Below are 12,438 nucleotides of genomic sequence, written 5' to 3'. Positions count from 1 at the left end.
TAATTTTAATTAATGGTAGTTTAATTTATTTCTGTTATTTAATTCTCTAATATAAAAAACCGAACAACCATAAAGGAATTTTATTTCCTTCACCGCGTTCGATCATGTCGGCTGCCTCAAACAAGTCTTCTGTTCTAATGTTAGAATCAGACATATTTGCATTGCCTGTAATTTTAAAATTGTACTTGTCATTCACCAAAAAGTGTCCCATATCCGTACTTGTAAAAAGTCTTGTAGGTGCTACCTGATTGTAAAAAAAGGTTTCACGCAAATTATCCTGATCAATATTTTCAGGAGATATGGCATACAGTAAATTGGTATTGTGTAAATATACCTTGTTGGGCTTTTTAGATGAATCTTTATAGCTATCCTTCGAGTTAAGCAAACGAATTAATCTTGCATTTTTCAAATATCGCAAGTAATTCATAATCGTAGCTCGTGAAGTTTCCACATCGTTTGCCAACTTGCTAACATTTGGCTGAAATGGTACATTGCTCGAAATGATATAAAGTAGCTTCTTTAGCTTTGGCAGGTATTTTAATTCTATTTGGTTCAAATACGTAATATCAAACTCCAACATCAGGTTGATAATTTTCAACAAATTATCAATAAAGCTTTTCTCTTCCTGATAACATGGATAATATCCGTAACGCAAATAATCATTAAAATAAGCAAGAGGTCTAACTTTCTCAAGAATTTCATCGACAATCTCCTCGTGATTTTCGATAATATCTTCTAAAGAATAGCTCTTGAATTTGTTTCCAGTTTCGTGATTTAAAAATTCTCGGAATGATAGTCCATTAAGGTAATATACATTCACAATATCTTTAAGCTCTTCATTAGTTTTTACTCTTAAAATAGAAGAAGCCGTAAAAATAATTTTTAAATCTCCATATTGTTCATGGCAAGTTCTCAAATCATTTGCCCAATCAGGATATTTATGAATCTGATCTAACAATAACAACTTGCCACCCTTTTTATAAAATTCATCAACAAACGAAACCAGTCCTCTTTCGGTAAAGAACAGGTTGTTCATGTTTATATAAAGACATGATTTATCGTTTGCGCAATTTTCTCGAACATAGTCTAACAGGAAGGTCGTTTTACCTACACCTCTGGCACCTTTAATAGCAATTAATCGCTGCGACCAATCAATTTGATCAGCCAATTGGCGACGAATATTACTCTTTTTGTTTTTCAACAAACTATTATGTGTCTGTAATAAGGTGTTCATACTTCTTCGAAATTTACATGGCAAATTTATAGAATTAAAGCTTATTTTTGTAATCTCGAGATTACAAAAGCACCTATTTTTTGCTATTTATACTTATTTAAAATAACATGCCGCACAACAGCTTTCCCTTGATATTGCTGATCATTCGATAAAAAATCAATTCACAAAAAAAGAGGCAGTAAAACTACTGCCTCTTCTATATCCTATTGTATTTGATTTATTTATCGTTCATCGAAATCAAAAACTCTTCATTCGAACGAGTTTTTCTCATTCTATCGCTGATAAACTGCATAGCCTCTACAGAATTCATATCTGTTAAGAAGTTTCGAAGTACCCAAATACGATTCAACTGACCTTCTTCCAGTAAAAGATCTTCGCGACGTGTACTTGAAGCTGTAAGATCAACAGCAGGGTAAATACGCTTATTAGATAACTTACGATCTAACTGAAGTTCCATATTACCGGTTCCCTTAAATTCTTCAAAGATTACTTCGTCCATTTTAGAACCTGTTTCAGTTAATGCAGTTGCCAAAATGGTAAGCGAACCTCCATTTTCGATGTTACGAGCAGCACCAAAGAAACGTTTTGGCTTGTGAAGTGCATTTGCATCAACACCACCAGAAAGTACTTTACCTGATGCAGGAGAAACTGTATTGTAAGCACGAGCCAAACGAGTAATCGAATCAAGTAGGATTACAACATCGTGTCCACACTCAACCATACGTTTTGCTTTTTCAAGCACAATATTAGCAACTCTTACATGACGTTCTGCTGGCTCATCGAAAGTAGATGAAATTACTTCAGCATTTACACTTCTTGCCATATCGGTTACCTCTTCCGGACGTTCGTCAATCAGAAGAATAATCATATAAGCTTCAGGATTATTTGCAGCAATTGCATTGGCAACTTCTTTTAATAATACAGTTTTACCTGTTTTTGGCTGCGCAACAATCAACCCCCTTTGCCCCTTACCAATAGGTGCAAACATATCCACTACACGAGTAGATAATGAATTTGAAGAACCTCCGGTTAGGTTAAATTTTTCATCTGGGAAAAGTGGTGTCAAATGATCGAAAGGAACACGGTCACGAATTACCTCTGGCAAACGACCATTAATCTTTTCAACCTTAATTAATGGGAAATATTTTTCACCCTCTTTTGGAGGACGGATAGAACCATTAACGGTATCACCAGTTTTTAAGCCAAACAATTTAATTTGTGACTGAGACACATAAATATCATCAGGAGAATTCAGATAGTTATAATCTGATGAACGAAGGAAACCATAACCGTCAGGCATTATTTCCAACACTCCAGAACTATTAATAATTCCATCAAATTCGAAAAGTTTTTCTTTCTCTCTTTTATCGAATCTTTTTCTGTGCTGATTTTTATCCTGACGATCCTGTCTATCGTTTCTGTCAGTTCTTTCTTGCCTTTCCGATCTTTCTGGTCTTTCCGCTCTTTCAGATTTCTCAGTTTTCTCGACTCTTTCCTGCTTTTCTAGTTTTGGTTTTTCTTCTTTAGCAACAGGAGCCTCTTCTTTCTGAGTTTTAACCTCCTCTTTTTTTTCAGTTTCAACCTTTACTGGTTCAGCTTTTTTCTCAACTACCTTTCTGGTACGTTTTGGTTTCGCAGGAGCTTCTTCAGCTTTCTTTTCTTCTGGTTGAATCTGAGATGCAGCTTCTTTTACAACCTCTTTAACTGGCTGTTCAGTTTTTCTTCTTCTGCGTAGTTTAATTTTAGGCTGATCATCCTCAGTCTTTGTCTCTCCTTCCGATTTTTTAACTCGCTTGCGAGGAGTTTTTTTCTCAGAAGATTTCATTTCAGAAGCTACAATCGCCTGCTGATCAAGAATCTTATAAATTAAATCTTGTTTTTTAAAAGATTCAACCTTCTTGATTTTAAGTTCTTTCGCGATTTCTCGCAACTCAGGCACAAGCTTCTTGTTTAATTCAAGAATATCGTACATATATAATTTATTAATATTTTTTGGGTAATGCTTTTTTAGATAGAATTGTATTTGAACAATACGGAACCTGATCTTTCGACCTCTAAATGAGAAGAATCAATCGGAATTCAAATGCAATATTACGCAATTACTTATAATTAGCAAAAAATAATTGCATAATAATCCTGAAAATAGAAATTATGATGATTTTTAGGATCAATCTCACACCTTAAATAAGTTCTCACAGATTTCTTTTTTTAAATCATTTTGCTATATTTAAATATTAATGACGGAGTTAGGCTTCATCATTTTATACCAAAATTCCACTATGAGACAGCTAAAAATTACCAAACAAGTAACAAACAGAGAAACTCCTTCACTGGACAAGTATCTGCATGAAATTGGGAAGGTCGACCTGATTTCAGCAGAGGAAGAGGTTCAACTTGCCAGGAAAATAAAAAAGGGAGATAAAAAAGCTCTGGATCGGCTTATTAAGTGTAATCTGCGTTTTGTTGTATCTGTATCAAAGCAATATCAGAACCAAGGCCTTAGCTTGCCTGATTTGATTAACGAAGGAAATTTAGGCTTAATTAAGGCTGCCCAAAGGTTTGATGAAACAAGAGGTTTTAAATTTATTTCTTATGCAGTTTGGTGGATTCGTCAATCAATTTTACAAGCCTTGGCTGAACAAGCAAGAATCGTTCGTTTGCCATTAAATAAAATTGGTTCCATCAACAAAATCAACAAAACTTTCTCTCAGTTAGAGCAAGAGTATCAGCGTGAACCTTCAGCTGAAGAAATTGCCAACATTTTAGAAATGAGCCCAAAAGATGTAAAAGAAGCGTTGAAAGCATCTGGTCGTCATGTTTCTATGGATGCCCCTATCAATCCTGAAGAAGAAAATACGCTTTATGACATCTTATTAAGCAATGATGAAATTAGTCCTGATAAGGCTTTAATTAGAGATTCGCTTAGAAAAGAAATAGAGCGATCTTTATCTACACTATCAAAAAGAGAAGCCGCTATCATTCGTTTGTATTTTGGTTTAAATGGAAAACCACCATACTCACTTGAGGAAATTGGAAAAGAATTTGGCTTAACTCGTGAAAGAGTTCGTCAAATTAAAGAAAAAGCCATAAAACGAATGAAGTCAACTTTTAGAAGTAAAATCTTAAAAACCTACTTAGGAGAATAAATACTTACATTATTGAATGATATTTAAAGGATAAGGGAAAAAATTCAGCATTTCTTTCTTATCCTTTTTTAATTATATCTTTGCGCCAAATTAAAATACTAATATTAAACAATCAGATGCAAACAATTGTTTCACCATCGTTATTATCAGCAGATTTCACCAATCTGAAAGCTGACATTGAGATGGTTAATAAAAGCGAAGCCGACTGGTTTCACCTGGATATTATGGATGGTGTTTTTGTTCCTAATATCTCATACGGACTACCAGTAGTACAACAAATCAATAAAATTGCTGAAAAGCCATTGGATGTTCATTTAATGATTATTGATCCGGATAGATATGTTGAAGCTTTTCAAAAAGCTGGTGCAGACTATCTAACTGTACACTACGAAGCATGCACTCACCTACACCGTACCGTACAAAATATCAAGCAACATGGAATGAAAGCTGGTGTTTCTTTAAACCCACACACTCCTGTATCTGTTCTTGAAGATATTATTCAAGATATTGATTTGGTATTGCTAATGAGTGTAAATCCTGGATTTGGAGGGCAAAGCTTTATTGAAAACACTTATAAAAAAGTAAAGCAATTAAAAGCTATGATTGCTGAGAAAAATGCCAATACAATAATTGAAATTGATGGTGGTGTTAATTTAGAGACCGGTAAGAAATTACTTGATGCAGGAGCTAATGCGTTAGTCGCAGGTAGCTTTGTCTTTGGATCTGATGATCCAACACAAACCATATCAAATTTGAAAAACTTATAATATTTCAGAAAGAGGCTGTTTTAAATGATTAAAACAGCCCTTTTTATTTGTATACCAATTAGATACTTTTCAAATATTAAATTGTAAGTGAGTTACTCTGACTTATGATACAGCCTCTTTTCTTTTAAACAGTTACGGCATCTTTGCCTTCCAGGTAATCCTGCAAATAAGCAAAATGCTTTGTTAGTTTTCCTTCTTTAGCTATGGTAGCTCGTTCTAAGATTCCCTCCGGGTCATCACCAAATAAAGCTTCGTAAACATTCTCAGCCAAAGCTTCTCCAAAGTCTATAGATGAATCACGGGGCAATTCTCCTGGTAAATTATCAACTGCCATAACCGTAACATTACGTTTATCTACAAACGGAATGGCCTCTTCTTCAGTAAATCTATCATATCCATAAAATGAGGATGCAATGGTGGAAGGTCTCAGAGTCGAAGGCAATGGTCCATCAATGTCACAACTAACATCTGCGATTACCGAAATTCTAAAATCATCCTCTTTATAATCCTCAGGAGTTAAGAATTTTGGTGCTTTTGGATCCCAATAATGACAAGCTATATATAAATCCGTAACTTTTGAGAATTTCTTAAATGTTGATCGATACATCTCAGGATGATCGTAAAAATGCTGCAAATTAAAATCCGACCCATCAACTCTTTCGACGTATTTATCTGGATCTATTCTGCACACTACAGGCTCATCATATTCTGTAGTTAAAAACTCTTCAGGATCAACTTCCTTCAAATTTAAAACTCGAATGGTTTGCATAGCACCCATTGCAACTCTTCCTCCACCTGTTATCAGAATTTTAATTGGTTTTAAAGTTATCTTTTTTAAATGCCTGTACATTTCATTCATATCCAAACAGGATCGTGCAGGAGGTAAATCAAAGAAATCAGTTCTCATACCCCTTGCTCGCAAAGCTTTGTAGGCTCCAACAACTCCAGCCCAATGCCCAAATGCAACAAGTCTCTGCCCCAAAGTATTGGTTAGATATTCATAATCAATCAATGTAATGTTTCTTTTTATTACTTGTCGGAGTAATTCCCGATTATGAGCTTGCTGTTTTGCTGTATGCGAAAAAAACAGATAGGTTTTATTGGGTATTAAGGTGGGAATATTCACTTCCTTTACTCCTATTAAAATATCGCACTCCCTGAGGTCTTCAGTCAAAAAATAACCTTGATCACGATACTCTGCATCGGTAAAACATCTTATATCGCTAGGTTGAATAAAAATGCTTACATCAGGATATTTTTCCAGTATTTTCAAACCCGTTATAGGTGGAATAGCCACTCTTCTATCAGGTGGATTTTTTGTCTCTCGAAGTACTCCTACTCGAATGCGATTCTTCATAATTCAAAATTTTAGGTGTGAGTCAAAGGTGTTCCTAATAATTTAAGCTTAACTGATATCAGAAACACTATACTTATTTAAATTTAATAAACATTTAACAGATTTCAGAATTTCCATTAAATTTTTAACACACTATTCCATTACTGATTTTTAATATGATACAAAAACTGGTAAGTAAAAAAAGCACTAAAACAGCTATTTCTGATCTAATAAGTTTAACAGCTAAATGTTTTTTACTAATTTTGCGTGAATTCTAGGGGCTGACGTGGTTTTGACAGCATGTAGAATTGATATGTAAGCATGTCGAGCGTTGTGATTCCAGCTCGTAAATATCGGATCTCACACTTTTTAATTGGCGAAAATAATTACGCTCTTGCTGCTTAATCGAATCATAGTAGATTAAAGCTTAATTGCGGCACAAGGTTGCTGCGACGAGACATCCCGCTTATGGTTCCACCTTGTTCCGGTAAGTATATGGGATGCTGGCAATTCAGGGTTAGCTGACTTCAAGCTTCGGGGAGTTCGCGAAATTTAGAAGATAAGCTAAGGTTTCGGGTGTGCTTTCCCTACCCTTAGTCGAAAACCAATAAATCACTAAGCATGTAGAAAGCCTATTGGTCGCATGTTTGGACCAGGGTTCGATTCCCTGCAGCTCCACACAACACAATACCCGTTTGAATCAATGATTCAAACGGGTATTGTGTATTTATTAAACTAGCCTGAATATTAAAAATACATCTAAACATATTATCCTTCTAATATAAAACGAAGCCCTTCATTCTTATGAATAAAGGGCTTCTGATATCAAATAAATATTTGATGTGAGCTTCTATTTAATTTTCCAAATGCCAAAATGCTCTCTTTGGGATAGCCTGTCGTTTAATTCCTGGGCCTTCCCACTCAACAACCAAATCAATATTATCTGAACATTGATAGAAACCCATCTGAATTTGGTGCAATCCCTTCTCCAATTGTAACTGTGCCTGTTGACCAAAAGTAACTGTTTTTCGTCCATCGCTTTCAAACAGTTCTTCTCCATTAATACTCAACTTACATCCATCGTTCGATGACATGTAAAAAGTATACTCACCCGATTTTGGAATGCTGATCAATCCTTTAAAATCAAGTCCAATCCATTCTTTTCTTAAGCAAACATCTAAAGTGGGAACAGAAACAATTCCTGTTTTCGCAGGCTCATCCAATTCATAATCATAAACAGAACGGTAAATTCCTTCGAAATATGAGTACTGCAATCCTTTTTGGACCTTCTCTGCAAGATAGTTTCCAGAGTTTTGCTTTGTTAATCTTCGCTTAACTACAATTCCGGGTTCACATCCTTCTTTATAGGTTCTGAAACTCAAAATTGAACTTTTATTAATTTTAAATGGATTTTTAAATTGTTGGCTTTGTTTATCTGGTTCTGATCCGTCGAGAGTATAGTAAATTTCTGCTTCGGGATCATTGCATTTTATATCTACCAAAAATTTGTCGATAAACACATCTGATGGTTCCGTCAAGTAAGCAATTGGCGAAGCTTTAAACTCAACAGTCAAATCAAGATTTACACCCCATTTTTTATTTGGTTTATTCGCCATTTCAAATACCAAATTTCCTCCTTCTAGAATATCTGAATGTGATAAAAAACTCACGTTCAATTCATTTCCATTTAGTTTTGCTGATTGTATATACTTGTTCTCCCCACTATTGTTATTTGCCGTAAGAGTAAAAGTTTTTCCATTATCCAAATGGATTTTCACTTTAGAAAATATCGGCGAACCAATGGCATATACAGGTTTACCCGGACAATCGGAATAAAAGCCCATTGCGCTTAATACATACCAGGCCGACATTTGACCACAATCTTCGTTTCCACACAAACCATCAGGCGTATCCTGGTATTGTGTAGTCATAATTTCACGAACCATTTCTTGTGTTTTCCAGGCTGCTCCAGAATAATTGTACAAATATGCCATATGATGACTTGGTTCATTTCCGTGAGCATACTGACCAATTAGACCACTTACATCCGTATCATCACCAAGTTCGTGTTCCATTTCGGTTACAAATAATTCATCGAGCCAATTTTCCAACTCCTTTTTTCCTCCCAATAAATCGATTACACCAGGAATGTCATGCGGAACAAAGAGGCTGTATTGAAAGGAGTTTCCTTCGGTATAATTGTATCCAACTGCTGTAGGATCAAAATTGGGAACCCATTTGTGTTCATCGGTTTTGCCACGCATAAATCCAACTTCCGAATCATAAATGTTACGATAGTTTGAAGCCCTATTCATGTAATAAGAATATCTGTCGGCCTTCCCTAGTGCTCTTGCCACTTGTGCTATACACCAGTCATTGTATGCATATTCCAATGTTTTGGATACGGCCTGACTACTTTTATTTGAAGGTACATATCCTAAAGTTCGGTAGGCTTTTAATCCTCTTTTATCAAGCATTGCAGTTCGCTCCATTTCGGTGTAAGCATCCTCCAAATTAAAATTTGTAATTCCTTTTACATGTGCATCTGCAATTAACGAAACAGCATGATAACCAATCATACAACGGGTATCGTTAGAAGCCAATTCCCACATTGGATATTCTCCAAACTCTTTACTCTTTTGAACCAAACATTGTGCAAATTCACCAGATCGATCTGGCTCAATAATGGTTAACAATGGATGTAATGCTCTAAAAGTATCCCACAAAGAAAAAACCGTGTAATTCGCAAATCCCTCTGCTTTATGAACTTTCCCATCCATACCCCGATACATACCATCAACATCCTGAGAAACATTAGGCGTTAACAAGGAGTGGTAAAGTGCGGTATAGAAATTACGTTTTTCCTTCTCGCTTCCTCCTTCTACCTCAATTTTCCCAAGACTTTTAACCCAACTCTCTTTTGCATTAATTCTTGCTTTTTCAAAATCAATTTCTTTCGCTTCTGCTTCCAGATTTTTGCGTGCCCCTTCGATACTAACATTCGATAGAGCTACTTTAATTTCTATGGTCTCACCATCCAAAACATCAAAGAAGGCAAGAGATTGTAGCTGAATTCCTTTCGCTTGTCGTTCTGATATGACTTCCTTCTTATCTTCAAATATTTTTGCAGATTCAAAAGGCTTAGAAATCTCCATTGCAAAAAACAAATGTTGATCACCAGCCCAATATTTAGATCTTCTTTTTCCTTCAATTCGATTATTACCAACAATTCTTATTTCTGATTCAATAACCGGGTCACGATGGATTAGATCTAATAGTAATTTGACTTTTCCCGCTTCTTCAAAAGTGTATTTGTGATATCCAACTCTGTTCCCCGCAGTCAGCTCTACTTTTACCTTGTAATCATCCAAATAAACAGAATAATAGCCAGGTTCCGCACTTTCAGAGTCAAGAGAAAAACGTGAACGATAACCCGCATCCGGATTTTTACTTGTTCCTGAATTCAAATTGACCTTACCTGTAATAGGTAATAATAAAACATCTCCATAATCGGAAACCCCTGTTCCTGACAAGTGAGTGTGGCTAAATCCGATAATAGAAGAATCGGAATAATGATAACCTCCGCAACCATCCCAGGATTCGTCGTTTCGAGTATCAGGGCTTAGTTGCACCATTCCAAATGGAACCTGTGCACCAGGGTATGTGTGACCATGAGCACCTGTTCCGATAAAAGGATCAACATACTGCGTATAATCCTTTTTTGTATCACACGAATGCAAGATTATACTTAAGACTAAAATTGATATAAAATTTCTCATTATTGTGGTCCAAATTGTTAATTATAAATATTTATCAAGACACCCCTTAAACATTTTTTTGTTAAAGTATATATAACGAAAGGTTCCAGCGCAATATAGCTAACTGGAACCTTAAGGTTGTTTATTAGATCTTCTAATTCGAACTATTCAGCAGTACCAAATAATTCCAATTCGCCAATCATTATTCTTTTGTTATCGTTCTCTTCTATTTCAGCAGTCATAGAGATTCTGTGGTAAGAGTAATACTCTGAATTGGTGAAAGTAAATTCTTTTCTTTCTTCGAAAGCTACTATTCCTGTTTCAGATACAGAGGTAATTTCAGTCCAGTTTTGGCCATCATTCGAACCTTCTAATACAAAAGTATCAGGTGTAAACACATAATCGATGCCTAAAATATTAGCAGTTGCTGTAATTGCTACTTTAGTAACATTGTGTTTAGCTTCTGTTTCGAAAATAAACCAAGTGTTGTCATTCATATTAAAAAATGCAGTTCCTGCATCATTATCAAAAGCAAAACTTGGTAATCCCCAATCGAAAAAGTCAAAACCTTCCTCTTGCCATGTAGCTGTAGAATTATCAGTAATATCAACAGTTTCTGAAGAAGAACCAGAATCTCCACCTTCTTTGGTTCCCATTAGCTCTAATTCTGCTAACTGGAAAATTCCACCTTGATCGGTATTTTCAAAATCGAATTTGTAGAATTTATACTCTTTACTATTGCTAAACGTAAATGTTTTGGTTTGCTGTCTTTCTTCAAAAGCAACATCCTCTCTTGTATCTAAAACATCCCAGTTTTCGCCATCGTTACTAGCCGAAAGAGTTACTTTTTTAGGGTCTCTACCTGGAGCATCATCAGCAGATGTTAAGGTATAAGAAGAAACAACTGAAGGAGTTTCACTCTCTAAACGTACCCATGTATTGTCGGTAAAAATCAAAAACTTACTAGCTATATTGTTATCAATGATATTTCCTATTTCTTCAGCAGCAGGAGAATCAAACTCAGTATCTCTAATAGCTGTAAAGCCTGTATCTGTAATATCAATTAGATCTGCTACAGGCTCCTGATCAGTATATACAGGCTCTTCTCTAGCCTCTCTCATTTCTTTTAAATCAGCATCTATTTCAGAAATTTTTCCTGAAGTAATATCCGACTGATACTCGTTCCACAATGCACTTACCGAAGCATCTGCTCCCAAGACCATTTTAATTGCTTCTTCCCACGACCATGGGTTCAAATTTTTTGCAGTAGCATTAAACTTATGAATGAACTTAGGATCTTTTGAATGCAACCAATCGATAAAGAAAGCCGAAGTATTGTAACCATCGTTCCAGTGTCCACCAGCTTGACGCTTGCTAATAGGAGTAAAGCCTTCAACATAGCGAACGTAATCAGCTAAACCTTCAATAAAACCATAAAAATCAGTTCCCGGCTCATATCCACCAGCTCCTTGAGGCTCGTATTGGTACCCATGAGTAATTTCATGAATCAATACTCCTTCTATTTCTCTAATCAATTCTTCATCGCTTAAACCTTGATTTTTCTTTTGAACCAAATAGCTTGAGCTAAAATCGATTTTAATATGTGGAGTAGCTCCTCTTTTAGCAGAAATAGTTTCAGAATCTTTTACTGTATAGGTAATGTCAGTAACCTGATTTACATCATTAGCTAACAAGTACATTTCGAAACATACTTTTAAGCAAGCACGCCTGATAAAGTCTTGCTCGTTAGGTATTAACTCCTTATACAATGCACCATTTTCATTAATGGTTTGATTGGTAAAATGAATCGTTGGAAAAGTGAAGTCACCCCATCCTGCATCATCTGTTACTGTAATAAAATCAACAACTTCTTTAACATTCTCACCATACTCGTTGCTAATTTTTAAGATTGCCTTAAAAGATCCTAATTCGTTATAAGTAACAACAGGATTTTCCTCAGTACTAGTAGCAGGAGAACCTCCCTCGAAAGTCCACTCAATATTTTTTGCATAAACCGATGAGTTGGTAAACTGTATTGCATCTCCAGGAAATACAATTTGCTTATCGGATACAAACTTGGCTTCTACATTGGCCTCAACTTTATCAAGTTGAAACGATTCTTCTTTATCGCAACTGCTTAAAGTTGCTAGTAATGCAATAAAGAAAACACTTACTAATTTTCTCATAATTAAAATTG

Annotated in this window: 7 protein-coding genes and 1 other RNA gene; 3 read left to right on the top strand and 5 right to left on the bottom strand. The window is 35.4% G+C overall.

Annotated elements, in window-relative coordinates:
* Positions 1-46: 46 nt before the first annotated feature.
* Positions 47-1,234, bottom strand: coding sequence for an ATP-binding protein (locus M0051_RS05690; protein WP_306740589.1), 1,188 nt, complete (start codon positions 1,232-1,234; stop codon positions 47-49).
* A 217-nt stretch (positions 1,235-1,451) separates the two neighbouring features.
* Positions 1,452-3,206 (bottom strand): transcription termination factor Rho, encoded by a 1,755-nt coding sequence (gene rho, locus M0051_RS05685; RefSeq protein ID WP_306740588.1) that lies wholly within the window; start codon positions 3,204-3,206, stop codon positions 1,452-1,454.
* 307 nt (positions 3,207-3,513) lie between these two features.
* Here rho and M0051_RS05680 point away from each other — a divergent pair, with 307 nt between their 5' ends.
* Together M0051_RS05680 and rpe are read left to right on the top strand one after the other, a co-directional pair.
* Positions 3,514-4,380, top strand: coding sequence for an RNA polymerase sigma factor RpoD/SigA (locus M0051_RS05680; RefSeq protein ID WP_120241668.1), 867 nt, complete (start codon positions 3,514-3,516; stop codon positions 4,378-4,380).
* A gap of 116 nt (positions 4,381-4,496) precedes the next feature.
* On the top strand, positions 4,497-5,147 hold the full coding sequence (gene rpe / locus M0051_RS05675; protein ID WP_306740587.1) for a ribulose-phosphate 3-epimerase: 651 nt from the start codon (positions 4,497-4,499) through the stop codon (positions 5,145-5,147).
* Positions 5,148-5,271: 124 nt separating this feature from the next.
* Here the strand turns inward: rpe and M0051_RS05670 are convergent, their stop codons facing one another.
* Positions 5,272-6,504: an NAD(P)-dependent oxidoreductase gene (locus M0051_RS05670; protein WP_306740586.1), complete on the bottom strand. Its 1,233-nt coding sequence runs from the start codon at positions 6,502-6,504 to the stop codon at positions 5,272-5,274.
* Between the two features lie 256 nt (positions 6,505-6,760).
* On the opposite strand from M0051_RS05670, the gene ssrA reads away from it, so the two are divergent.
* Positions 6,761-7,164, top strand: a transfer-messenger RNA (tmRNA) gene (gene ssrA / locus M0051_RS05665).
* Positions 7,165-7,337: 173 nt separating this feature from the next.
* On the opposite strand, the gene M0051_RS05660 is transcribed toward ssrA, so the two are convergent.
* Positions 7,338-10,262, bottom strand: coding sequence for a GH92 family glycosyl hydrolase (locus tag M0051_RS05660; RefSeq protein ID WP_306740585.1), 2,925 nt, complete (start codon positions 10,260-10,262; stop codon positions 7,338-7,340).
* A gap of 143 nt (positions 10,263-10,405) precedes the next feature.
* Positions 10,406-12,427, bottom strand: a complete 2,022-nt coding sequence (locus tag M0051_RS05655; protein ID WP_306740584.1) for a basic secretory protein-like protein — start codon at positions 12,425-12,427, stop codon at positions 10,406-10,408.
* Between the last annotated feature and the right edge of the window lie 11 nt (positions 12,428-12,438).

Source organism: Marinifilum sp. D714 (genome assembly GCF_030851345.1).
Lineage (GTDB): Bacteria > Bacteroidota > Bacteroidia > Bacteroidales > Marinifilaceae > Marinifilum.
The sequence above is the reverse complement of the archived record's forward strand: the minus strand, read 5'-3'. Positions and strand labels throughout refer to the sequence as shown.